This is a genomic window from Aeromonas bestiarum (genome assembly GCF_000819745.1).
GTDB classification, from domain to species: Bacteria; Pseudomonadota; Gammaproteobacteria; order Enterobacterales; family Aeromonadaceae; genus Aeromonas; species Aeromonas bestiarum.
Genome location: NZ_CDDA01000032.1, coordinates 12,512 through 37,739 on the forward strand (window position 1 = coordinate 12,512; position 25,228 = coordinate 37,739).

Here is a 25,228-nt window from a genome sequence, read left to right on the forward strand (position 1 = left end):
AGCGACGTCCCACCGTTAGAAGAACAGGTTGAACAATCCTGTGTCTTCTGGCGGGTGTCTGTTTGAACGAACAGGCCACCCGCAGTAGTGCAAACGTTGGATTCCGAACACCCCTCGATTGCTTCACTTTATTTAACGGCCGCACGGACACAAGCTTTAGGAAAATAATTGCCGAAGGCGGCAAGTTTTATCCGGCAAGCGGCAAATCGCAGGCGCCAGAAGACTCGCCATGTGACGTCAGGCACCATGACGGCGTGCACATAAGAGAGGTTGGTTTTGGCACGGTTTGTGCTTTGGTATGATGGAGTGGCGTCAATTTGACGGCACAATAAAAAGAGGCCGGAAAATCCGGCCTAAAATGAGCATATGCTCAGGAGAATACGACCAAGGGTGACAGAACTGAACAGCTGGGCAACACTTGGCATTACTAATAGAGAATTGATTCTCTCCCGATAGAACAGAGTGCAAACCCGAACACCCCTTTGTTCCATCTCTTGACCAGGGCGGCCTGAACAACCGCCCTGTTTTCTTTTGTTAGCCCTGCAGCAGCGAGAGGGCAGACTGAGGACGCTGGTTTGCCTGTGACAGTATGGTCGATGCCGCCTGTTGCAGAATGTTCTGCTTGGTCAGATTGGCAGTTTCAATCGCAAAGTCTGCATCACGGATCCGTGAGCGGGCGGCGCTGACGTTCTCGGACACGTTCGCCTGGTTGCGAATTGTCGAATCAAACCGGTTCTGCACCGCACCCAGTTCTGCACGCTTGCTGTCAACAACCTTGATCATGTAATCCAGGTTGGCCATGGCAGACTGAGCTGAACTCGCCGCTGCGATGGACGACATGCTGGTGGAGCTGACCGGAGTACCTGCCGTCTTGGTGACGAGGTAGGGCTCACCCGATGTTGTGGTCGTCACAGCAGCACTGCCACTGGTGGCTGATGCCATACCGGAGATGGTAAAGGCCGTGGTCATCCGGAAGGTGATGGTCTGACCCGCATCGGCGCCTACCTGGAAGGAACCCACATATCCACCCTTGAGCAGATTCTGGCCACCAAATGTAGTATCACCGGCGACACGATCTATCTCTGTCATCAATTGATCGTACTCTTGCTGCAATGCGGTACGGTCATCCGTGTTGTTTGAGCCGTTGGCGGATTGCTGAGCCAGGGTACGCATCCGTTGCAGCATGGAGGTCACTTCATCCATGGCGCCTTCAGCGGTCTGGGCAACGGAAATACCATCGTTGGCGTTGCGGTTACCTTGATCCAGACCATTGATCTGGGAGGTCAAACGGTTGGATATTTGCAGACCGGCGGCATCATCTTTTGCGCTGTTGATGCGCAGACCAGATGCCAGGCGGGTGTAGGAAGTATCCAGAGATTTGTTGGTGTTCATCAGGTTACGCTGAGCGTTGAGCGATGAAACGTTCGTATTGATATAAAGACCCATGACCATTCTCCTAAGCTATTAAATTTACTATCTAATTTGCTCGAACTTTATTGTCTTTCATGTCCGATGCGTCTTATTTAACGGCCTCTTTTTCGATGTCTTTAGCATTATTTTTAACGCTTCATCGCATTAACGCCGCTTACCCTATTTATCGGCACATTCTCGCAGGACTTAAGGGAAAAAATTCAAAAAGTGTCCCTTATCAGCGGGATGCAGGCACAGGCGGAGGACAATGAGAAGCACAGCCCCCTTGCCAGCTGCGGCTCCCGCCTCAAGCCAGCAGCCACGTCCCCTCTGCCTCCCCCCATCCCGCCTGCAAAAACTTGGTCTGGCTCCCACTTTTGCAGGCAGCCATTGGTCAGATGCTGGCCCAGCCCCTAAAATCGCGGCCCCATCAACAATTGGACGTGAGTTGTTCTCCATGCAGACACTGGTTGAGCGGATTGTTTACATCAGCGACATGTTTGGTACTGCGGTATTCGCGTTTTCGGGCGTGCTGGTTGCGGGGCGGCTCAGGATGGATGGCTTCGGCGTCATGGTGTTGGCAGCCGTCACCGCCATTGGTGGCGGTACCATACGTGACATGATCCTGGGGGCCACCCCCGTGTTCTGGGTTCGCGACCCTCTTTATATCTGGGTCGTCATCGCCACGGCGCTGATCGGCATGTGGATGGTCAAGCTGCCCCGTCGCATGCCCTGGTATGTGTTGCCGGTGGCGGATGCCTTCGGGCTGGCCCTCTTCACCGTGATCGGCACCCAGAAGGCCCTCAACTTTGGTTCCCCCGGCCTGATTGCCGTGATCATGGGAACCATGACAGGGGTGGCTGGCGGCATGATCCGCGATGTGCTGGCCCGGGAGGTGCCCATGGTGCTGCAAAAGGAGATCTATGCCACCGCCTGCATCCTGGGCGGCATCCTCTACACCCTGGCGCTTGAGGTCAATATGGACAGGGTCACCGCCATGCTCATCTGCATGACGGCCGTGTTCGGTTTGCGGGTTGCCGCCATCTACTGGCACCTGTCACTGCCCACCTTCTCGTTGCAACGCCATTGATATCCAGGCCGGGGGCGCCATGTCGCACTCCCGGCCTCGTTACGTTGAACCAAGCAGGCTTTTCTGTTGTCATAGGATCCAGTCGTTGTAAGCCGGAATCCCTCATGCAAAAACTTGGGCTCATCACTTCCCTGTTACTGATGAATGTGGCAACGGCGCAAGCCGATGCGCAGGTACTGTTCGGACGGCTGGCTTCTACCCCGGTACAGCAGTTCAACCAGCAGATCCGCCTGGCAAGCACTGCCCAGCAAACCTGGGTCAATGATTATCGTGAAGTGGCGCTGCGTTTTGTCGGCCACAGCGACATACCCAGTCGTATCCAGGCACAACAGCTGGATAATGATCTGGTGCTCTCGGTGGCCCTCGATGGCAACAAGAGCGACATGATCTACATCCTGACCCTGTTTCGCAGCAACAACCTGTGGCAGATGCGGCAAGCCGAAATGGGCTGGCGCTGTCAGGGGCAATCGACCTTTACACCCGTCCCCTGCCCCTGAGCCGCGCACGACGTCAGGATGCAATCAGCGTGAAATAAAAAATCCGGCACATTGGCCGGATTTTTTTATGGGAAGCGCATGCCGTTACGGGCGGTACACCTTCACATTGTCAAAGCCCTTCTCTTTCAGATAGAGCGCCTGCAGCTTGCTCATCACACCGCGATCGCAGTAGAGCAGGTAGGTCTTCTCTTTTGGCAGATCGCCAAAGGCGGTGGCCAACTTGAAGAAGGGAAGGTGCTGCACCTCGCGCCCTTCCACCACCAGCGGCTTCTCGTCGCGCTCATCACTGGAGCGGATATCCAGGATCACCTCATCGGCGGCCAGCACTTGCGTGGTCTCCACCTCCTGTACCTCGGCGGCAGTCTCTTCACCGATGCGGCGGATATCGAGGTAACGGGCCTCGGACACCACCTTGTCCAGGATGGCGAAGTCAAAGTTGGCCTCTTCCGCCTCTATGTTGGACAGCACAGCCTTGATGGTCGGCTTCTTGGAGATGACTCCGCAATACTCAGGCATGGTCTCGGCAAACTCCAGGGTGCCGATGCGGCGGGCTTCGCTGATGATGTCCGGCTTGTCCCAGGTGATGAGCGGACGCAGGATCACCTTGTCGGTCACCCGGTCGATGACGTTGAGGTTGGTGAGGGTCTGGCTGGAGACCTGGCCCACACACTCCCCCGTCACCAGCGCCGGGATCTGGAAGTAGTCGGCAACCTGACCGGCGGCACGCATCATCATCCGCTTGAGCACCACGCCCATCTGACCGTTGTCGATCTTCTCGAGGATCTCGGCCACCACGGGTTCAAAGTCGATGGCGGTGAAACGCACCTTGTGGGAGGCACCAAACTTGTTCCACAGGTAGTAGGCCACCTGCTTGACGCCAATCTCGTGGGCGGCGCCGCCGAGATTGAAGAAGCAGTAGTGCACGCGGCAGCCGCGCTTGATGAACTGGTAGGAAGCAACGCCCGAGTCAAACCCGCCGGAGAGCAGGCTCAGCACATCTTCCTGGGTCGCCATGGGGAAGCCGCCCATGCCATGGTGAACGGCGCTGATGATGTAGAGCTCGTCATTTTCCACTTCCAGATTGACCTGGATATCTGGCTTCTTCAGACGCACACCGGCGGTTTCGCAATGCTGATTGAGGCCACCGCCCACATAGCGCTCCAGCTCCAGCGAGCTGAAGTCGTGCTTGCCGACGCGGCGGGCACGCACGCAGAAGGTCTTGCCTTTCAGGCGATCGCCCCAAACGGCGCGGGTCTGCTCGAAGATGTCGTGCAGGTCGGTGAAGTTGCTTAGCTTCACTTCGAGGAAATACTGGATGCCCGGGATGCAGGCCAGCGTCTCCAGATACTGGGCGTGGAACTGATCGTTGCGGGAGCTCACCACCAGCTTGTCCCAATCCATCCGTACGCGGGCGTCTTCGTCGAAGCGGCGCAACACGTTGCGAATGTTGCCCTGCAACATCTTGGTGAAGCGCTGACGAACTGACTTGCTCTTGATGGTGATTTCCGGGAACAGCTTGATAATGAACTTCATGGTTTTGACTCGGGTGGCCTTGATTTAAGGGCGCGAATTATATCAGAACTTTCTGGCCGGCGCCTACTGGATGCGCGTTTGCTCACATTCCCCCACGCAACGTTTGCGACACGGCGGCAATCTTGCGTATATTCCCAAGCCTGCGCCTTGGCAATCCCCTGACAACAGACTGATCCGATGAAGACCTATATCTACTACCCCGGCATGGAGGTACGCGACGAGCTCTGGCTCAAGTTTGCCCTGCTCTATCTGGAGCGACTCGCCTTCGTCTTTACCGTCAGTGAAAAGAGCGGCCTCACCGCCCTGCTCCATACCCTGGAAGAGCAGACCGATCTGCTGGCAGAGCGGCCTGAGCCTGGCTTCTTTGCAGACATCACCCCGCAGCTGGAGAGCCAGCTCGGCGGCCTTATCGCCCCTGACTTCACTCGCCACAAGGTGTTCGGCAACAAGGAGCTGATCACTCGCTGGCGCCAAGGCGCCAACCACGACTGCTTCTGCCCGACCCAGGCCGGTCTCGAGCGACTGCACGGTTTTTGCCTGACTCACGGCTTTGCTACGCAAGATGAGGGGGGGATCAGGATGGCGCGGCGCTTCGCCAATCTGCTCTCCATGCGCCTCGCCCGTGAGTGGGCACTCGCCAATGAGGGTGCCCTCATCACGGATCACGACTATCTGGACCGGCTGCTGCACCTGCTCGAATCCCGCTACCACAACCGGGGCGGCCAGGATTGCTTCCACCTCGAGATACCATTGCAAGTCCCCACTCACCTGAGCGAGATCCCGTTTGCCGAGCTGATTGCCCTGCGCGCCCGCAGCGGCTTTCGCCAGCAATTGGCCGAGTTTCATCAGGCCCTCGATGCCCTGCTGGCCATGCTCGGCAGTGGCTATGCCGAGCCAACGGCCCTGACCCGTTTCGAGCTGGCGCAGCAAGGGCTCAATCAGCTGCTGGGGCCAGAGACCCGCAGCCTGCCGCTCACCACACTGGTCAGCACAGGCCTGCCCGCCATGGCGATGATCCATCAGCTCAAGGCGAGCCACCCAAAGAGCCGCCTCATCTTCCATCCCATCAAGAAGAGTCATTTCCACCAGCGCAAGAGCCAGCACTTCTTCACCCGGCTGGGGCAAGTCAAACCCTGAGCCAGCCGGCCGCCAATATGGTCCAACGGGATCAGCTCACAGCCTGATCCCGTCTTGGTGACATGATGCGCCGTCAATATGCTGGCGCCCGGTCAGTGCAAACCAGGAACCCCTCAGGAGGGGTTTTCCAGCCGAAATTCGACTCTGTCGCTGTTGCCCGCCTCATCCACCACCACCAGCTGGTAGCGCCCCGCCTCGCTCAATACCTGATCCCCGTCCCAGCGTAACCGCTGGCCGTTGAGAAACCAGAACGGCTTGCCCACGCCACCCAGCACCCTGGGTTGCAGGCGATAGCGCTGGCTGCGAATAAGGTTGCCCTCCCCCAGCGCGACGATGCGAATGGGCGCCTGCAGATCGGCGCGCTTCGCTTCCCCCGCGCAATGGCTTGCCAGCAGCGCCGTGCGCCGTTCCCCCGGCGCCCGCCAGGGTTCCAGCGAGAGCGGCCAGAGCGCTCGCCAGCTTGAGTGGGTCGCATCACTGCAGCGCGCCAGGGTGGGGGTTCCCTGCTCGGTCAGCGCAACCTGACGCAGCGGTGAGGGCCAGTCCATGGGATCGGGCAAGGTGGGGGGATCCCGTTCATCCAGCAGCCAGGCGCTCTGTTGTTGCAGGCAGGCTTCTGGCAGGGTGGCACCCACCCGCCGCCCGAGCGGCCAGCAGATCTCGCTCTCGCTCACCGTATTGGGCTGCGCCGGCAGGGGGCTGTTGTCCCCCAGCCGCGAATAGACGGAGAGCAGCAGTGGCACGGCCGCACTCTGGCCGTAAAAACCGGGCAAGGGGGTGCCGTCGGGCCGCCCCAGCCAGACACCCAGGGTCCAGCGGCCCGAGACCCCCAGCGCCCAGCTGTCCCGGTAGCCGTAGCTGGTGCCCGTCTTCCAGGCCAGCCGGTTGACCCGGCCGGTCGCCTCGCTGGCAAAGGGCTGATCCGCCCGCCCCTGCGAACTCAAAATCTGCCAGATGATCCAGGCGGCTCCAGGGCTCAGCAAGGGGCGCGAGACCGCCTTTTGTCCCGCCAGCCAGACCGGCATCGCCACCTGTCCCTGCCGGGTGAGGGAGCTATAGAGCGCCACCAGCTGTTCCAGCCGAATGCCCGCCGCCCCGAGCGCGATGGCGGGGTTGGGCTTGTCGGAGAGCGCCAGTCTGACCCCGGCGTTGTCCAGTCGATTGACCAGGGTATCAGGCCCAAGAGCCTCCAGTACCTGTACGGCCGGCACGTTGAGGGATTGCTGCAGCGCCCGGGTCAGGGTCACGGGCCCCTGAAAGGCACCGGTAAAGTTGGCGGGTCGATAGTCCGATCCCAATCTGGGTGCATCGGAGAGCAGGGAGGCGGAGTGAACCAGCCCGGCGTCGAGCGCCAGACCGTAGATGAAGGGCTTGAGGGTGGAGCCGGGGGAGCGGATCGCCTGCACCATGTCGAGGTAGCCGTGGCGCCTCAAGTTGCCATACTCGGCGCTGCCCACGTAGGCGCGCACCGCCATGGTCTGGTTGTCCACCAGCAGCAGGGCGGCGGAGGTCTGCTCCGGGAAACGGCGGATATAGCTCTCCACCCGCGCCTCCAGCCAGCGCTGCAGATCCCCGTCTATGGTGGTATGCACCAGTGCGCCCGGCTGACTGTCGGCGGCCAAACGGGCAAACAGCGGCGCCTCCATCGGTGTGAAGTGACCGCGGGCCAGTACCGGCTCGATGCGCCCCTCCGTCCAGACTGCCTCCGACCAGGCCCCCTGCCTGACCAGCCGCTGCATCACCTTGTCACGGGCGGCGCGGGCGCGATCTGGGTGCCTGTCCGGCCGGTAACGGCTGGGTGCCTGCGGCAGCACCGCCAGCAGGGCGGCCTCGGCATGGGTGAGCTTGGCCGCACTCTTGCCCAGATAGGCAAAGCTGGCCGCCTGTACCCCTTCAAGGTTGCCGCCAAACGGTGCCCGATTGAGATAGACGGTGAGCAGGGTGCGCTTGTCGTAGTGCCACTCCAGCTGCAGCGCCCGCGCCATCTGGCGCAGCTTGCCGGGCACGCTCCTGTGATAGGGCTCGATGAGGCGGGCCACCTGCATGGTGAGGGTCGAGCCGCCCGAGACAGCCCGCCCGTAACGCAGCCATTGCCAGACCCCGCGTACCATGGCCACAGGGTTGACCCCGGGATGGCGCCAGAAATAGCGATCCTCGTAGCCCAGCAGCGCCTCTATATAGCGGGGGGAGACCTGCTCCAGAGTCACGGGATAACGCCACACCCCGCTGGTATCGGCGAAGGCCCGCAGCGGCCGCCCCTTGAGATCGAGTACCACCCGCGCGAAGGCGGGATCCAGCGGTGGCGGCGGGAAGGCGCGATCCAGCACCAGCAACAACAGGATGACGCCAGCCAATAGCAGCGCCGTCAAACGCAACCAGCGAGGTAGATGCCGCAGCGCAAGCCAAGCCTGGCGCAACCACAAACGGCCACGTTGCCAGAACGTGGCCGGGAGAACCGTCTCCAGCAAGGGGGCGTTACTCAGAGATAATCACCTCGTGGATATCCTGCCCGACCGCCCGCAGTTCGGGTCGGTACATATCCTCCACCTGGGTCGGCGGCACCTGATAACGACCCGGGGTCACGGCCCGCATCAGGTAGATCAGCTGCTGGTTGCCTCCTTCGCTCAGATCCAGCGCCGCCGTGTAGCGATCGTCACGAAACTCCTGATGCTTGAGGTAGTCGTTCCACTCGCTCTGCCACGCCGGTTTGCCCTCTATGCTGAGCTCCTCGAGCTTGATGCTGGTGCCAAGAGCCGGGTTTTCCAGCTCAAATCCCGCCGGCAGCATCTCCACCAACAAGGCATCGGGCACCGTCTGTTCGCTGCTCACATTGAGCCGCACCACCACCAAATCGCCCACCTTGACCTTGGCGGGATCGAGCGGCTTGCCATCGGCATTGAACCAGCTGCGGGTCACGCTCATGCCCTGGCTGATACGTATGGGAGCCTGCTCGGGATATCCGATCAAGGTGCGCTGCACATAGAGGGAGCCCTTGCCCTCGTTGGTCACGCCAGTCGCCGCCAGGGCCTCGGGGACACCGATCTGCGCACTGTTTTTACCGGCAACGGCCTGGTCGCCACTGATTGACGCTAGCCTTGCCTGCCAGTCAGCAGCAGGATCGACCTGCGCCAACCGCAACAGGGCGAGGCGCTCCTGGGTGCTTAGCCACTGGCGATGGGCCAGAGTATCGGCCACCTTGGCGCTGAGCTCAGACCAGCGATCCTCGGCCAGCTTGTGCTGGCGCAGCAGAGCGAGCTCCAACGCCCCATCGCGCAGGGGCGAACCGTAATCGGCCAGATAATCCTCACCGCGCGGGGTTGCCAGCGTCCGGGCAAGGGCCTTGGCGGCAGTCTGCTCATCCCCCATGGCGGAAAGCGCCAGCGAGAGGTGCAAGAGCGGCAAACCGGAGCGGGCATGATCCGCCTGCTGCTCCCAGATGAGACGCAGGGTGGCGAGCGGCGCCTTGCCCACCCGCGCCAGCACATAGGCGCTATAGGCCTGATAGGCCAGCCGACTGTGCTCGGGGGCACTGCTCCAGCGCTCGCCGTACTGGCTGTCGGTGAGGTAGCTCTGCAGGCGATTGAGGGCCTGACTCAACATGGCCTCGGGCACGGCGTCACCGGCCTCCTTGCGGGTCAGCAGGTAGTCGGCCGCATAGGCGGTGAGCCACTGCTCCTCGTCGGAGCGACCGTCCCACAGGCCAAAGCCGCCACTCGGCAGTTGCAACCGTTGCAGCCGCTGCAGCAGGGTGCGCTGCAGATCCGCCTCGCTCACCGGCTTGCTCCCCTGCGCAGGTTTGGACCAGGCCGCACGCTCATCCGCCGTGGTCAGCAAGTAAGGCCAGGCGCGGGACAGGGTCTGCTCCAGACAGGCGTAGGGATAATCGGCCAGCGCCTGCCACTGGGCCGCCGGATCCCAGGGGGGCGTACCTGAGAGGCTGAGCAGCCCCTGCAGATTGGCGGGATCCAGCCCGGCCAGTTCGCTCTGGGCAAAGTTCATCTGCTGACCTGGAGTCAGCATCTGGTAGCGCTGGCGCGTCTGGGCAGGCCAGGGGGAGCGCAGCGGCAGCGACCAGTCGCGGCTTATCGCAAAGCCCTTGCCGCTGGCCGCCAGTTGCAGGCGGGCCACCCCGCTCGCCCCGGTCACTGTGAGCGGCAGGGTCAGCCACTGCTCCTCGCCGTTTTTAAGCGTCAGCGTCTCGGGCAGTTCGCCGCCCGCCTGCAAGCCGCCGGTCAGGGTCCAAACCAGCGACAGGCTCTGATCCTCGCCGCTCATGTTGCGCAGCTGCATCAGGGCGCGGGTCTGATCCCCTCTGGCCCCAAAGCGCGGCCAGCCAATCTCGGCCACCAGCGGCGCAACCACCTTGACGGCGCGCTCGGCTTCCCCCACCTGCTGCGCGTTCCAGGCCAGCGCCATCAGCACCAGCTCGCCGTTGAAGTTGGGCAGATCGAGCGGGATCACCGCCTTGCCACTCTCGTCAAAACTCACCTCACCGCTCCAGAGCGCGGCGATCTCGACCCGGCTCTCCAGCGCACCGCCCTTCTTCAGCGCCGGGGCATCGCCACCGTAGTTGAGGCGGGCCAGCTTGCCATCCTGCGGCGGTATCACCTGACCGTAGTTGTCGAACAAGTCTTGCGCGAAGCGCTTGCGGCCAAAGAAGATCTCGAACGGGGAGAGGGGCTGGTAATCGCTGATATTGAGCACGCCCCGATCCACCGCCGCCAATACCACTCGCCCCTGACTGTTGGGGGTGGAGGTGGCGGTTACCTCGAAACGGGTGAGCGGCACCGCCTTGTCCGGCGCACTCAGGCTGAGCGGCAGGCGGCGGGCTTCTCTGTCCAGGGTGAGCGGCACCAGGCCGACCGAACGCAGACTCTGCACGCTCTTTTGGCTCACCGGCTTTGACTCGCTGTCGGGAGCGGCGATCTGGGCTGAGATATGCAGATCATGACGCTGCCACTCGGGGCTGACGGGGATCTCGAACTCGCCGCGCGCCTCCGCCGAACCGCCGCTTTCGGCTCGCAGCTCGATACGCTGCCACCAGCGCAGGCCGTCACCATCTTCCACCAGCAGCAGCCCCTTGCCAGCACGGGGGGCAACCAGGGTCACCTTCGCCTTGTCGCCGGCCTGATAGGCGCGCTTGTCGAGGCTGATGGCAATCTTGTCAGGCCGCGCCTGCTCACCGCCACCGCCCCAGGCGTAACTGCCGATCTCGACCCGCAGGCTGGATTGATGGCCCTGACTGTTCTCCACCTCCAATCGATACCAGCCCGCCGCCAGTTGCAAACTGAGGGCGGTCGGCCCCTTGCCATCGAGTTGCAAGGTCTGCTCCTGCTCCAGATAGGGCTGGCTGTTAAACTCGTACTTCCACCCCTCGCCGTCGGCGTAGTGCCAGTAGTAGTCGCGGTATTCGTTGACCAGCCGCACCTTCACCTCGCCCGCCACCGGCTGGCCCTTGTCATCCAGGTTGAGGATCTGGAAGGGCAGCGGCTTGCCCCCTTCCACCCTGTCCGCCACGAAATCGGCCCTCAGCGCCGGCCACTGGCTACCCGCCGGCCAGCCGTACTGGGTGCGACTGCGATTGACGGCGCGACCGCCGGGCTCGGAGAGCGACACCCGATAGGCTACCTCCAGCGGTCCGAGTGCACTCACGCCATCCAGCTCATCTGCCAGCGAGAAGGTCCCCTGCCCCTGTTCATTCAGGGTGAGGTTGAGGGGTTCCAGCTCCTTGGTTTGCTCGGCGAGCAGCACGTCCCCCAGAGTGAACTCCTGCCACTGGGTGAAAGGCATGGCCGCGCGGCTTATTTTCACGTCGGCCTTCGCCTTGGTATTGCTGGCGGGGGCGCCGTAGAGATAATCCCCCTGCAATGGCAGGGTGAGCGCCTCTTGCGGGGCCAGCAATTCGCCATCCGGCCCCTTGCCGAGTTGCAGCTTGAGCCGCTCCGGCAGGAACTCCTCCACCAGGAAGGGCCACTCGAAGCGGCTGCCGGCGGCGGTTTTCAGGTTGATGGTCCAGCGCCCGAGCGGCGCGTCATCCGGCAGGCGCAGACCGTAGTGGGCGGCCCCCAGGCTGTCCGGCAGCAGACGCTTTTGTTCGAGCAGCTGGCCATCCGGCTGTTTCACCTCCAGCTCCACCGCCATTCCCGGCAGCAGCTGGCCATCCTGCCCCTTGAGCAGGATCTCGCTGTCCAGCCGCTCGCCGGGACGGTAGAGATCCCGCCCGCTGAACAGATAAAGCTGCTGGGCCTGCCAGGGCTGGGTGCCGAGATCGAAGGCGGCGAGATCCAGCGCGGCGCCATCGAGGCGCAGCACAGCCAGATGCTTGCCCTGCTCGGCCAGCAGCAGGCGGGCGCCCTGCACCTGGTCGAAGCGGCGATGGCCCTGATTGTCACTGGTCTGCACCTGCAGCCGGTTGCCCTTCTCGTCGAGCAGGGAGAGCTGTACCTCCTTGAGGGGATCCGCACTCGCCAGCGAGCTGACAAACACCTCCAGCTGATCCCGGTAACGGCGGGCACTGAGCCCCATGTCGCTCACCGCGAAATAGGTGGTCTCCTTGCGCCAGTCGTAGTTGCCAAGGGGAGACATGACGGCAAAGTAGACACCGGCCTCGGCCAGCTGCGGCTCCTTGACGTTGATGAGACGAGTCTCGCGGCGGTTGGCATCCAGCGCCAGCGCGTAGCGGCCGCTGAATACCCGCTTGGCACGGCTGGTGATCTGATCCAGCTCCCAGTTGCCCATGCCGGCGCCAGGTCTGTACTCGGCCAAAAAGCGTGGCAGATACTCGGCATCGACCCGGAAGAAGTCGATATTGACCTCATCCACATTCACCGCGCTGATGGGCAGGCGCAGCTCCTGGCGCAACGGCAACACCATGCCGCTGGCGGTAAACGAGGCCCCCGCCTCCAACGGCCGGGTCTTGAGGGTCCAGCGCTGTGGATCCGGGCCCAGGCCCGATTTGAGGGTCACCTCGTAGCTTTTGTCGGGCGCGACCTGCGGGAAGTAGAGGGTGCGGCCATCCTCGGCCAGGATCCACTCCCCCTGCACCTGCTTGCCCCCCTGGCTCACCACCAGCCAGCTCTGCCAGTTCGCCCTCGGCACCAACGGGCCGGAGAAGACCAGCGCCAGCGCCGGGGCGTCTCTATATTGGCGGGCATTGGCCTGCACCACAGAGTCAGGTGCTCCAGCCTCCTGCTGCGCGCCGGTTTGCGCAGTCGGCGCATTGGCTGTGGCATGAGTGGCGGGCTTGTCAGGGCCGCAGCCAGCCAAGAGCAGACCGGCCAGCCCGCTCAACAACAAGGCAGACCAGCGACGCCGGCGCGGCGCAAGCCGCAGGGGAGCAAGGTGGTGGGCAGCAGGGCGAGGGTCAAAGGGGCGCATAGGTTCCATCCCGGATTGGATCGCTGCCACAGCAGCGCGATAGGCAACAGGATAAGACATCCGACTCGCTTGACACAAAACTCATTTCCTGGAGGCCAAGCGCCTCTCTGTTCAGCAGTGATCCCAGACGGCCATAGCGTTGTCGTTCGAATAACAAGCCGGCAGACATGTCATTGGGCACCTCTTGCGAGACCCATGCTTGGTGTGACGCTACCCACATGCTTTCTATCAACCCCGGCTAAACTGAATATCACTGTCATCTTTACTGAAGTTAACGATGGTTCACGCTCAGACAGCAACTGTTTTTAGAGCATGTCGAAATGGAAATTACAAAGAGAATCCATCTTTAAGAAGCTTGATAATTATTTAATTTATTCAATGCATTGCGACAAAAATCATTCGAAATGAGCGCAACCATGAATATAGCGACATGAAAGATCCAATTATATTTATGTGATTGCCGGCTTGGACGTTAGCCACGACCGAATAGTATGCCCCCTTTGTTAATCATGAGGTTTCGTCAAAATGGAAAATAATGACCAGTCTCTTTTTGAAAAACGACTAGTTGCCAGATTCCTGGATATGTTCATCAAGTTTGGTCTGATCATGGGGTTGGGTTCTTTCTGCTTTACCGTATTTTCACCCTTCATGAACATGATGCTGTGGGCCCTGATCCTGGCCGTGACCCTCTATCCGCTGCACCAGCGCTTTGCCGCACGGCTGGGGGGAAAGCAAGGGCGGGCATCGACCCTGTTGGTGATGCTTGGCGTGCTGCTGATCGTGGCCCCCACCGTCGTCATGCTCAGCTCTCTGGGCGACAGCGTCAGCGCCCTGGTCGACAAGATGGACAACAATACTCTGGTGATCCCGGCACCTTCTGCTGACATCGCCAGCATTCCGCTGGTGGGCGCCAAGCTGCATGACATCTGGTCAAAAGCCTCGCAGGATCTGCCCAGCCTGGTGAACAGCTACCAGCCGCAGTTGGGGGATCTGGCCAAGCAAGTCGTCGGCATGCTGGCCAGCATGGGGGGCGGCTTGCTTGGCTTCGTTGTCTCCTTCATCGTCGCCGGCATCATGATGGCCTGGGGCGAGGCAGGAGCCGTCAGTGCCGACCGCATCGCCATGCGTATCACGGATGAACGCAAGGGACTCGCCCTGACCAAGCTGTGCACCAGCACCATACGGGCCGTCGCTCAAGGGGTCATCGGGGTCGCCTTCATTCAGGCCCTGCTGGCAGGCATCGTCATGTCCTTGGCAGGGATCCCGGCGGTCGGCATCTTCTTTATCCTGGCCCTCATCCTGGGCATAGCCCAGGTCCCCGTTATTCTGGTGACAGGCCCCGCCATCGCTTACATGTGGGCGGCGGGCGATCACGGCACAGTAGTGAACATCATTTACTCTGTGCTGCTGATAGTGGCGGGCATGGCAGACAACGTGCTCAAGCCGCTGCTGTTGGGGCGTGGTGTCGATGCCCCCATGCCTGTGGTGCTGCTCGGTGCCCTGGGCGGCATGGCCACCAGCGGTATCCTCGGCATGTTCATCGGGGCCACCCTGCTCTCCATCGGCTATCGCATCTTCATGGCCTGGGTCAACGAAGGTCTGGCCAGCACGGGCCAATAACCCTATGGCCCCCGACCTGCCTCTCATGCGCCCCCTGCTTGCCGGGGGCGCATGCCTGTTGCTCGGCGCCTGTACCCTGCTAGGCCCCGACTATCAGACGCCCCGAGTCGAGGAGATAGCCAGCTGGCAGAACGCCAGCCAGCACGAGATGCCAGCAGCGGCTCGCACCGTCGACTATCACCAGTGGTGGCAGCGGCTGAATGATCCCGTGCTGACTGCGCTGGTCGAGGAGGCTCTGGTCAAGAACCCGGACGTACGGATCGCGGGCCTGCGCATCCTCGAGGCCCAGGCCCAGCTCGGCATCGCCGAGAGCCTGCTCGGCCCGCAAGCCACTGTGGGCACGGGGGAATGGCTGCAGGCCGGCCAGACCCAGAGCGGCCACAGCAGCGCGGGCAGTCGCTATGGCGCTGGCTTCAACCTCGGCTGGGAACTCGACTTCTGGGGCAGGTTCCAGCGTGGTGTCGAGTCGGCGGATGCCAACTACTTCGCCACCCTGGCGCAGTATGACGATGTGCAGGTGTTGATGATTGCCCAGGTGGCCCAGCTCTATGTGAGCATACGCACAGTCGAGGCCCGCCTGCAGATAGCCCATGAGAACGCCCGCATCCAGCAGCGCAGCCTGGAGATCACCGAGCGGCTGTTCAAAAGCGGCAACAGCGCCGAACTGGATGTGCAGCAGGCCAAGACCCAGTACCTCGGCACCCTCTCCGGCATCCCGCAGCTCGAAACCAACCTGCGCCAGAGTCAGAATGCCCTCAGTACCCTGCTTGCCAGGGCTCCGGGGCCGCTGCCGGAGATGAGCCGCCATACCGGGAAGATCCCGCAAGGTGCGCTCGCACTGGTCGCCGAGATGCCGGCAGACTTGCTGCGCCGTCGCCCCGACGTGCGCGTCGCGGAGCGGCAACTGGCCGCCCAGTCGGCGCTGATCGGGGTCGCAGAGGCCGAACTCTACCCCGCCATCACCCTGCTCGGCACCCTGGGGATCAGCGCGACCAGCGGCAGCAGCGAGATCTTCTCCTGGGCCGTCGGGCCGTCACTGAGCTGGAACCTGCTCGATCAGGGGCGGCTCGGCAACCAGATCCTGGTACAGGATGTCCGTTTCCAGCAGTTGCACGAACGCTATCGCGATACCGTGTTCAAGGCGGCTCGCGAGGTGGACGATGCGGCCGTGGCTTATGCCAACGACCAGGATGAGCTCGCCCTGCTGATCCAGACAGGGGCGGCGGCCCGTCGCTCTCTGGACATCGCCAACACCCAGTACCGCGAGGGGATGGCCGACTTCCAGCGGGTACTCGACTCCCAGCGCGCCCTGTTCAACCAGCAGGAGCGCCTGGTCAACAGTCGCGGAGCCCAGATGCGCGACCTCATCACGCTCTACAAGGCTCTCGGCGGTGGCTGGGAACCGGGACGATCGCGCGCCCTGGTGACCCCGGAGGTCGATGCCCGGCTCAGAGCCCGCGCCGACTGGGCTCCCCTGCTCGATGCCACCCGGCCCCCACCCACGACCATCAAGGTAATCACCCATGACTGACAGATCTGCCTCGCCCGGTCAGGCCAGCCGCCGCGCCACCCAAGGGCTGCTGGGGTTAATCGTCCTGCTGCTTGGCTGGTATCTGCTGGCCGACCGGCTGACGCCTTACAGCTCCCAGGCTCGCGTGCAGGCCTTCGTGATCCCCGTCGCAGCCGAGGTGGCCGGCCAGATCAAGCAGGTGTATGTGCGCGACAACCAGGACGTAGAGGCCGGCGCTCCGCTGTTCGAAATCGATGCCGAGCCCTATGACATAGCGCTGGCCAAGGCCCGCTCCGACTACCAGACGGTCTTGAGCGGGGTCAAGGCGAGCGGTGAAGGGGTCAAGGCCGCCGAGGCGGCCCTGCAGGCCATGCGCGCGGCCTATGACAACGCAGCCAAGGATGCCGAACGGCAGGAACGGCTCTATCGCGAGGATCCCGGTGCCATCTCGGTGCGCCGCCTCGAGGTGGCCCAGGCCAGCCGCGAGACGGCCAGGAGCCAGGTGGTGGCGGCCGAAGCCGACGTGCGCCGCGCCATCGAAGCCGCAGGGGTGAACGGGGACAATAACTCCCAGCTGCTCAGCGCCCGCTCGGCGGTGCACAAGGCCGAGCTGGATCGCAAGAACACCCTGATGGTGGCCCCCGGCCGCGGCCTCATCACGGATCTTCGCACCGATGCGGGCCAGTTCATCGGCGCCGGCGCCTCGGTCATGACGCTGATCGCCATCCACGACGTCTGGGTGTCGGCGGATATGACGGAGAACAACCTCGGCCACATTCAAGCCGGTGACAGGGTCGTCATCCTGCTCGACAGCCTGCCCGGCCGTTTGTTCGAAGGCGAGGTGCGCAGCGTCAGCTACGGGGTGGGCGACGGCAAGAGCCAACCGGCAGGCACCTTGCCGAGCGTGGACAACAACCGTGACTGGCTGCGCCAGGCACAGCGCTTCCCGGTCAAGATCGCCTTCAGGGCCGATGATCTCCCCCCCATTGCCAGTCTGCGGGTTGGCGGTCAGGCCGACGTACTGGTCTATGCCGGCGAGAATGGGCTGATGAACCTGCTGGGGGCCCTCTATATCCGACTGATGAGCCTCTTCTCCTTTCTCTACTGAGGCGTCACATGCATAACGCCGACAGGGCAGTACTGCGCATTGGCACCGGCATCGCACTGGCGACGCTGACCTGCTACGGGCTGGCCCTGCCCATGCCGCACCTCGGCGTCATCATGGCCTGGGTGGTGCTGTGCCGTCCCGGCGAGCCGCTCGGCCTTGGCAAAGGGCTGATGGGCGGGATCCTGCTGCTGACCGTGATGGTCGGTGGCGTGTTGCTGGTGCCTCTGCTGACTCATTATGCCCTGGTGGCCGTGCTGCTCGTCGCACTGCTGCTCCATGGTCTGATGCAGCAGGCGATGGCGGGCAAGGGAGCGGCCGCCATGCTGCTCATCATGGCCATCACAGTGATCCCGGTGGCCGGCCTCATCGAGCAGGCGTTGGCCATCGCCATTGCCCAGATGATGGCGCTGGGGATCCTGATAGGCACTCTGGTCAACCGGGTGGCCCATGCTCTGTTTCCACCCCAACCGATGCCAACGGGGGCTGAGCCTCATAAACCAAGCCCCCCCGAGCATCCCGAGCGCCTCGCCCTGCGGGCGGTCGCGATCGTGCTGCCGGTGTGGCTGCTGGCGCTCGGCAATCCGGCGTTCTATATCCCGGCGGTGATGAAGACTGTGATGCTGGCTCAGCAAAGCAGCTCGCTCAATGCCAGACAGGCGGGTCGGGAGCTGGTGCTGTCGACGCTGATGGGCGCCCTGCTGGCGTTTGTGCTCTGGCTGGGACTCAGCCTCTGGCCCTCCCTGTTGATGCTGGTACTGATGCTGGGCCTGATGACGCTCTGGCTGGCGCGACGACTGACGCAGCTGGTACGGGGTCGCTTCCCGCCATCATTTTGGAGCAACGCCTGGATCACGGCGCTGATCCTGTTTGGTCCGGCAATCGAGGACAGTGCCACCGGCAAGGATGTCTGGCTGGCGGCCGCGATGCGCTGCGGCCTCTATCTGTTGGTGGCCGGTTACGGCTGGCTGTGTATCTGGCTGCTCGAACAGTGCTGGCCCGTCGGCCGACCACTGGCAGAAGCATCGATAGGAGACTGATATGTTTTCCATTTTTCTGGTCGGCATCCCGGTGATCCTGGCCAACATGCTGTTGCAATCCCTGATGTCCGTCTGGTGCATCCGCTTCTACGTCAAGCGATTCAGTGAGCGGGAAGGCATGCTCGCCGGGGTGTTGGCGCTGTTTGGCATCATCACCCTGGTGATGCTGGGCAACCTGGCGCAGATTGGTATCTGGGGCGCCCTGTTCCTGTGGTTGGGCGAGTTCAATACGCTGCAGGAGGCCGTCTACCACTCGGGCGTCAACTTCGCCACCCTGGGCTATGGTGACATCGTCATGAGCGCACAGTGGAAGCTGCTCGGGCCGCTCGAGGCGGTCAACGGCGCCCTGATGATAGGCCTCTCCGGCGCCTGCATGCTGGCGATCCTGCAACACCATGTTCGCAAGCAACTGGGCAACACGCCGCACTAGCCATTCATCAGGCAAGTAACGAAAACAAAAAGGCCACTCCCCCGAGTGGCCTTTTGGCTGGTGTTGACCCTGATCCCCCTCGGGATCAGCGCTATTCGGCGGTGGCCATCTGCCAGGTTTTGAAGCCGCCGGAGAGGTTCTTCACCTTGAAGCCGTGCTGGCTCAGCAGGCGGCAGGCCACGTGGCCGCGCAAACCCACCTGACAGCTGATAAGCAGCTCTTTATCCCTGGGCAGTTCATCCAGCCGGCCGCGCAGCTCATCGAGGGGGATGTGCAGGGCACCCGGGATGCGACCCAGCTTGTCGAGCTCGGGGCCATTGCGCACATCCAGCACCTGTTGATGGGGATGACGGGCCTGCACCTCGGCGGCGTGGCAGAGCAAGGTATCCCCCTTCAAGTGGTTGCTCGCCACGAAGCCCGCCATGTTGATCACATCCTTGGCCGAGCCGAACGGCGGCGCGTAGGTGAGCTCCAGATCCTGCAGATCAAACACGCTGAGCCCGGCGCGCTGGGCCACCGCCAGCACGTCGATGCGCTTGTCGACCCCGTCCTTGCCGATGGCCTGGGCGCCGTAGATCTTGCCATCGGGGGCAAACAACAGCTTGAGGCTGACCGGGTGGGCGCCCGGGTAGTAACCGGCGTGACTGCCCGGATGCACATAGGCCTTCTCGAACGGCAGCCCCAGCTGCAGCAGCCGTTTCTCGTTGAGACCCGTGCTGGCCACCGCCAGGTCGAACAGCTTGCAGATGGCGGTGCCCTGGGTCTTCTTGTAGGTTTCAGCTCGGCCCAGCATGTTGTCGGCGGCGATGCGTCCCTGCCGGTTGGCGGGGCCCGCCAGCGGGATCAGCACGGACTCGCCGGTCACAAAATCTGTCTCTTCCACCGCGTCCCCCACCGCATAGATGAAGGGATCCGAGGTGCGCATGCCGGCATCCACCTTGATGCCGCCGCGCGGCCCCAGCTCAAGCCCCGCCTTGGCGGCAAGCAAGGTTTCTGGCTTGACGCCGATGGCCAGGATCAGCAGGCCGGTATCGAGCTGGGAGCCGTCACTCAGGGTCAGCCGCAAACCGGTGCTGACCGTTTGCGCCGGCTGCCCGTCCAGGCGCTCGATGGAGGATAGGCCGGTGCGCAGTCGCAGGTCGATCCCCTCTTCGCGGATGCGGGCATGGAGCATGTTGGCCATCTCTTTATCGACCGGTGCCATCACCTGATCGGAGAGCTCCAGCAGGGTGACATCCAGCTTGCGCTGGTGCAGTGCCTCCATCATCTCCAGCCCGATGAAGCCGCCCCCCACCACTGTGACGTGGCGCGGCTCATCGCGCTGCAGGGCCGCCAGTATGCGGTCCATGTCCGGAATGTTGCGCAGGGTATGCACGCCCGGGCTGTCGATGCCGGGGAAAGGCGGGCGAATGGGGGCCGCCCCCGGGCTCAGCAACAGCTGATCATAAGATTCGCGCAGCTCTTCGCCGGTGAGCAGGTTGCGCACCAGGAGGGTCTTGCCGGCCCTGTCGATGTCGATCACATCGTGAAAGACCCGCACATCCACGTTGAAACGACGCTTGAAGCTTTGCGGCGTCTGCAGCAGCAGGGCCGAACGGTCCTGAATGTCGCCGCCGATATGATAAGGCAGACCACAGTTGGCGAAGCTGACAAACTCGCCCCGCTCGAACATCACAATTTCCGCTTCTTCGCTCAGACGGCGGGCTCTGGCCGCCGCAGAGGCACCACCGGCCACACCGCCTACAATCAGGATCCGTTTCATCAGCAAGACTCCGGTTAACTACAGATTGCCACTACATTAGTAATATCTAATTTAGATTTCAATGAAATTTTGTTTGCGTCGATTTTGCAGTATTCTTGCCACCCGACAGTTGTTCAACAGGATGTTACCAGTTCATGTCGTCTACCGCGCTCAGTCACCTTCCCCCTGCCAGCCAGACACCCCTGTTCTTTCGTCTGGATGTGCGCAGCCAACGGCTGGTCGCCCTGACCGATGTGATGCAAACCCCGCTCTACTGGCTGGATGAACCGAGAAGCGCCTGGCCCGCCCAGTTGCCCGATGCCCTGCGCCTGCCCATAGAGCAAGCCCTTGCCAGCGGCCAGGGAGGCAAGCTGGTGCTGCGCTTCGCCGGCCAGCAGTGGCACATAGCCCTCTCCCACGAGCAGGATGCCTTCTGGCTCATCTGCCTGCAGACCCTGCGCCAGGAGCCCATCGCCGATCTGGCGTTGCAACTGCCACGGCTGAGCCAGATGGCCAGCCAGCAGCAGTTTGCCGCCATGCTGGAAGCCCTCAAGGAAAGCTTGGGGGCTGATCGCCTCATTCTTTGGCACTATCAGGCCAACGGCTCGCTCGGCAGCGAGCAGCTGACCCCTGTCTTTGCACTCGGCGCCGAGGGGCTCTCGGCCATCCGGGGTGACAGCCGCTACATACGCGCCCTGCGCACCCGCAAGTCCTTGAGCTTTTCCGAAGCCGCGCACCAGCCCATGCTGAGCCAGCACTACTACCTGGCCAGCGCGGGGATAAGCTCGCGCCTCGACGGGGCCCTGCTGGAGCAGGAAAAACTCATCGGCGTGCTGAGCCTCGAATACCTCAACGCCACCCCGCTCAGCGAGGAGATGCTGCAGCTGGTGCGCCACAGCGCCCAACTGCTCGGCCACTGGCAGCCGGAACCCGAGCCCCTGCTCAGCCCCGGGCTGACCCTGCCGGCCGAGCTGACCCTGCTGACCGGCATCGCCTATTGCCGTGCCCTGGTGCACTGGGCCATGACCGCCTGTGGCGCCCGCATCGGCTGGATCGGTGAGTACCAGCCGCGCGGCCAGGATCTCTGGATCATTCCGCGCTGCGTGCTGGAGGGGGAGACCTTCTCCGTCCTCAAACCCATACAGATGGATCCGGGCCCCGGCCAGGAGCTGTTCCAGCACGGTCAGGCTGTCTATGTGGAAGACCTACCCCTGCGCTACCCCCAGGCGGCCCAGCTGCTGGCCCTCAATGCCAGGGCCTATGTCGGCATACCGCTGCACGGGCCGAGCGGCGCCCCCATGGGCCAGCTCACACTGCTGCTCGACGAGCCGCTGGCCGACCCCATGCCCCTGCTCGATGCCCTCAGCAGCCAGCACGAGCGCGCGGCCATCGAGCTGCAGCGGCTTGCCGCCGACGATGCCCTGCGCCTGGCGGAGGTCGCCTTCAATACCCACGACGGCCTGCTGGTGATGGATCACCAGGGGATCATCCTCAAGGTCAACCGCTCCTTTGGCCGCATCACCGGCTTTGGCGATGATGAGATGATCGGCCAGCATATCGTCAAGCTACGGCCCACCTATTACGGCGATCACCTGAAAGAGGATGTCAGACGGGCGGTCGATGAGCAGGAATTCTGGATGGGCGAGGAGCGCTGCCTGCACCAGGATGGTCACCTGTTCCCGGTACGGCTGATGGTGAGCGGCGTCAAGGACGAGCACGGCGAGCTCAGCCATTACGTCTGCAGTTTCTACGACATCACCCGGGAGAAGGACGCCGCCCGCCACATAGAGCAGCTCGCCTATTACGACGATCTGTGCGGCCTCTACAACAGGCGCAGCCTCAACGACATCATGCAGCGCACCCTGCAGGCTCCCAGTGGCCAGTGGGGCGCCCTGTTGCTGGTGGATCTGGACAACTTCAAGTCGATCAACGACTCCCTCGGCCACGCCTGCGGCGATCTGCTGCTGCAAGCCGTGGTGGAGCGGCTCAAGGGGCTGCCCCAGGACAACCTGGTGCTGGCCCGCATCTCGGGGGACGAGTTCGCCCTGCTGTTCACCGCCCTGGGTCAGGGCTATGTCACCGCCAAGATCCTGGCCGAGCACTTCGCCCGCGAGCTGATGGGGCTGTTTCGCACCCCGTTCGACATCGAGGATCACAAGCTGCACTGCAGCGCTTCTGTGGGGATCAGCCTCTTCTCCAACGAGGATCAGGATCACCTAGTGCTGATGCAGCAGGCCGATACCGCCACGCACATGGCCAAGCGCTCCGGTCAGGGCAACTATGTGTTCTTCAGCGAGGCCATGGCGGAGAAGGAGAAGAACAAGCTGGCCCTCAACAACCAGCTGCGCGATGCCCTGCGCAACCACGAGCTGCAGCTTTACTACCAGCCGCAATACAGGGTCGACAACGGCAGCTTGTCAGGGATAGAGGCGCTGCTGCGTTGGCAGCGCAGCGACGGCACCATGGTGCCGCCGGGAGACTTCATCCCCATCGCCGAGGAGACCAGCCTCATCCAGGACATAGGCTACTGGGTGATGAAGACCGCCTGCGCCCAGTACAGCTTCTGGCTCAACCGCGGCTTTGCCATTCCCCACCTGTCGGTCAACGTCAGCGCCCGCCAGTTCCACACCGCGGGATTCGTGCAGCAGGTGGAGTACATATTGCGCGACACAGGCGTGCCCCCCTCCCGACTGCTGCTGGAGGTGACCGAATCCGTGGTGCTGGAGAACCGGCTGGAGAGCATAGCCCGCATGCGCCAGCTCAAGGATCTCGGCATCCTGCTCTCCATCGACGACTTTGGCACCGGCTACTCGTCGCTCGCCTACCTGCGCGACTTGCCGGCGGACGAAGTGAAGCTCGACAGAAGTTTCATTCAGACCCTGGTACACAGCGAACAGGACAAGGCCATCGTCAAGGCGATCCTGGACTTGGCCAAGGTTTTCCGCTTTACCGTCACCGCTGAAGGGGTGGAAGATGAGGAGCAGCTCGCCATCCTCAAAGCGCTGGGATGCCAGCATTATCAAGGCTTCCTGACCAGTCGACCACTCACTGTCAGGGCCCTGGAGAGCCTGCTGGGTTCGCCTCAGCCGGGCTAAACATGTAGGATTTATAGGGCTTTATGTAATAAAATAACGACCTGCTCGAATCGTTGGAGTTGTCTATGTCTGTCATTAATCGGATCCCTGCTGTCGAAACCAGCGGTGTGGTCGCTGAAACCAGCGCGTCCGGGATCATTGGCCGGATCCATTCCGTTGAAACCTGCGGCACCGTCGATGGCCCCGGGATACGGTTTATCGTGTTCATGCAAGGCTGCCTGATGCGCTGCAAGTACTGCCACAACCGGGACACCTGGGACACCCAGGGTGGCCGCGAAGTGACTGTGCCGGAGTTGATGAGCGACATCACCAGCTATCGCCACTTCATGAATGCCTCCGGCGGTGGCGTGACCGCCTCGGGTGGCGAAGCCATGTTGCAACAAAACTTCATCGCCGAACTGTTCGCCGCCTGCAAAGAGAAAGGCATACACACCTGTCTCGATACCAACGGCTTCGTGCGTCACTACGACGAACAGCTCGACAAGGTGCTCGACAACACGGATCTGGTGCTGCTCGACATCAAGCAGATCAATGACGAGAAGCACATACCGCTCACCCACGTCAGCAACAAGTACACCCTGGAGTTCGCCCGCTACCTGGCCGCCAGGGGCAAGACCATGTGGATCCGCTACGTGGTGGTGCCGACCTGGTCAGACGATGACGAGAGCGCCGAAGGGCTGGGTCAGTTCATCGCCGAGCTGGGTGATTGCGTCGAGAAGGTGGAGCTGCTGCCCTACCACGAGCTGGGCAAGCACAAGTGGGACGTACTGGGTGAAAACTACGATCTGACCGGGATCAAGCCCCCCAGCAAGGAGACCATGGACCGCGTCCAGGGCATCCTCAGCAAGTATCACAAGCTCGTCAAATACTGATTGTTACAGCAGGGCTGGCAGGGAATACGCCAGCCCTTGTTATTGTTATCCGTCACCCCTGCTCGCTCAGTACGCCATCACATGACAAGGACATGCCATGAGTGAAGGACAAGCCGCAGCCCTCCTGCTCTGGCTATTGCTGCTTATATTCAGCCTGCGCGGCGCCCTGCTGCGAACCCTGCTTGCCCAGCCACTCTATCAGCACCTCTGCCTTGGCGGCGCCATAGCGCTGGTACCACTCTGGGTCTTGCGTGCCGGCCTGCACGAGGGGCTGGAGGTACATTTTCTCGGTCTCACCAGCTTGACCCTGCTGCTGGGCTGGCGCCTCGCCCTGCTCGCTCCCTGCCTGACACTGCTGGTGCTCGGCTATTTTGGCATCATCCCGCTGGCCGACATCGGCTGGCAGGCGCTGATCAGCATCGCCCTGCCCGTGGCCACCACTTGGCTGCTGTTTCTGGCCAGCTGGGCCTGGATGCCCCGCCACCTGTTCGTCTACCTGTTCGTGGTCGCCTTCGGCGGCGGGGCGCTCAGCATCTCGGTCAAGGTGATCGCCAGCGCCCTGCTGATGGGCATGAGTGGTACCTATCCGTGGCACACCATCAGCGCCGACTACCTCTCCATCTGGCCGCTGCTGCTCTTCCCCGAAGCCCTGCTCAACGGCATGACAATGACGCTGCTCGCCATCTATCGCCCCCACTGGGTCAACACCTTCTTCGATCGGGAATACCTGGGGCGCTGACCCCGAACGCCATGCTTGTCTGCCAACGACTC

16 protein-coding genes are annotated in these 25,228 nt (G+C 62.6%); 11 read left to right on the plus strand and 5 right to left on the minus strand.

All coding sequences use genetic code 11. The annotated features are described in order from the left end of the window. Nucleotides 1-534 precede the first annotated feature (534 nt). Nucleotides 535-1,446: a flagellin A gene (gene flaA, locus BN1118_RS16230; protein ID WP_043136842.1), complete on the minus strand. Its 912-nt coding sequence runs from the start codon at nt 1,444-1,446 to the stop codon at nt 535-537. Nucleotides 1,447-1,867: 421 nt separating this feature from the next. On the opposite strand from flaA, the gene BN1118_RS16235 reads away from it, so the two are divergent. Both BN1118_RS16235 and BN1118_RS16240 read left to right on the plus strand, forming a co-directional pair. After that, on the plus strand, nt 1,868-2,500 hold the full coding sequence (locus BN1118_RS16235; RefSeq protein WP_043557083.1) for a trimeric intracellular cation channel family protein: 633 nt from the start codon (nt 1,868-1,870) through the stop codon (nt 2,498-2,500). A 104-nt stretch (nt 2,501-2,604) separates the two neighbouring features. Beyond that, nucleotides 2,605-2,997 (plus strand): hypothetical protein, encoded by a 393-nt coding sequence (locus BN1118_RS16240; RefSeq protein WP_043557084.1) that lies wholly within the window; start codon nt 2,605-2,607, stop codon nt 2,995-2,997. Nucleotides 2,998-3,081: 84 nt separating this feature from the next. Here BN1118_RS16240 and thiI read toward each other — a convergent pair whose 3' ends face one another. Further along, nucleotides 3,082-4,530: a tRNA uracil 4-sulfurtransferase ThiI gene (gene thiI / locus BN1118_RS16245; protein WP_043557085.1), complete on the minus strand. Its 1,449-nt coding sequence runs from the start codon at nt 4,528-4,530 to the stop codon at nt 3,082-3,084. Between the two features lie 177 nt (nt 4,531-4,707). On the opposite strand from thiI, the gene BN1118_RS16250 reads away from it, so the two are divergent. Next, nucleotides 4,708-5,667, plus strand: a complete 960-nt coding sequence (locus tag BN1118_RS16250; RefSeq protein ID WP_043557086.1) for a hypothetical protein — start codon at nt 4,708-4,710, stop codon at nt 5,665-5,667. A gap of 113 nt (nt 5,668-5,780) precedes the next feature. Here the strand turns inward: BN1118_RS16250 and pbpC are convergent, their stop codons facing one another. Then, complete coding sequence (gene pbpC, locus BN1118_RS16255) at nt 5,781-8,090, minus strand: penicillin-binding protein 1C (RefSeq protein ID WP_244463630.1); 2,310 nt, start codon at nt 8,088-8,090, stop codon at nt 5,781-5,783. A gap of 52 nt (nt 8,091-8,142) precedes the next feature. Further along, a complete protein-coding gene (locus tag BN1118_RS16260) occupies nt 8,143-13,044 on the minus strand; it encodes an alpha-2-macroglobulin family protein (protein ID WP_043557087.1) in 4,902 nt (1,633 codons plus the stop codon). Nucleotides 13,045-13,626: 582 nt separating this feature from the next. Between BN1118_RS16260 and BN1118_RS16265 the strand changes: the two genes are divergently transcribed. Genes BN1118_RS16265 through BN1118_RS16285 form a run of 5 tightly spaced genes read left to right on the plus strand, consistent with a single transcriptional unit; the run spans nt 13,627 to nt 18,749 of the window. After that, nucleotides 13,627-14,664: an AI-2E family transporter gene (locus BN1118_RS16265; protein WP_244463631.1), complete on the plus strand. Its 1,038-nt coding sequence runs from the start codon at nt 13,627-13,629 to the stop codon at nt 14,662-14,664. Between the two features lie 25 nt (nt 14,665-14,689). Beyond that, nucleotides 14,690-16,195: an efflux transporter outer membrane subunit gene (locus BN1118_RS16270; protein ID WP_244463632.1), complete on the plus strand. Its 1,506-nt coding sequence runs from the start codon at nt 14,690-14,692 to the stop codon at nt 16,193-16,195. Further along, nucleotides 16,188-17,282 (plus strand): HlyD family secretion protein, encoded by a 1,095-nt coding sequence (locus tag BN1118_RS16275; RefSeq protein ID WP_043557090.1) that lies wholly within the window; start codon nt 16,188-16,190, stop codon nt 17,280-17,282. The genes BN1118_RS16270 and BN1118_RS16275 overlap by 8 nt, the downstream gene beginning before the upstream one ends. An 8-nt stretch (nt 17,283-17,290) precedes the next feature. Next, complete coding sequence (locus tag BN1118_RS16280; RefSeq protein ID WP_043557091.1) at nt 17,291-18,319, plus strand: DUF2955 domain-containing protein; 1,029 nt, start codon at nt 17,291-17,293, stop codon at nt 18,317-18,319. A 1-nt stretch (nt 18,320) separates the two neighbouring features. Further along, complete coding sequence (locus BN1118_RS16285) at nt 18,321-18,749, plus strand: ion channel (RefSeq protein WP_043136862.1); 429 nt, start codon at nt 18,321-18,323, stop codon at nt 18,747-18,749. Between the two features lie 91 nt (nt 18,750-18,840). Here the strand turns inward: BN1118_RS16285 and BN1118_RS16290 are convergent, their stop codons facing one another. Further along, nucleotides 18,841-20,511, minus strand: a complete 1,671-nt coding sequence (locus tag BN1118_RS16290) for an FAD-dependent oxidoreductase (RefSeq protein ID WP_043557092.1) — start codon at nt 20,509-20,511, stop codon at nt 18,841-18,843. 134 nt (nt 20,512-20,645) lie between these two features. On the opposite strand from BN1118_RS16290, the gene BN1118_RS16295 reads away from it, so the two are divergent. The 3 genes from BN1118_RS16295 to BN1118_RS16305 all read left to right on the plus strand — a co-directional run bounded on the left by BN1118_RS16295 (nt 20,646) and on the right by BN1118_RS16305 (nt 25,196). Beyond that, nucleotides 20,646-23,585 (plus strand): sensor domain-containing phosphodiesterase, encoded by a 2,940-nt coding sequence (locus BN1118_RS16295; RefSeq protein ID WP_043557093.1) that lies wholly within the window; start codon nt 20,646-20,648, stop codon nt 23,583-23,585. Nucleotides 23,586-23,650: 65 nt separating this feature from the next. Continuing rightward, complete coding sequence (gene pflA / locus BN1118_RS16300; RefSeq protein WP_080741090.1) at nt 23,651-24,457, plus strand: pyruvate formate lyase 1-activating protein; 807 nt, start codon at nt 23,651-23,653, stop codon at nt 24,455-24,457. Between the two features lie 97 nt (nt 24,458-24,554). Then, nucleotides 24,555-25,196, plus strand: coding sequence for an energy-coupling factor ABC transporter permease (locus BN1118_RS16305; RefSeq protein WP_043557094.1), 642 nt, complete (start codon nt 24,555-24,557; stop codon nt 25,194-25,196). The last annotated feature ends 32 nt before the right edge of the window (nt 25,197-25,228 follow it).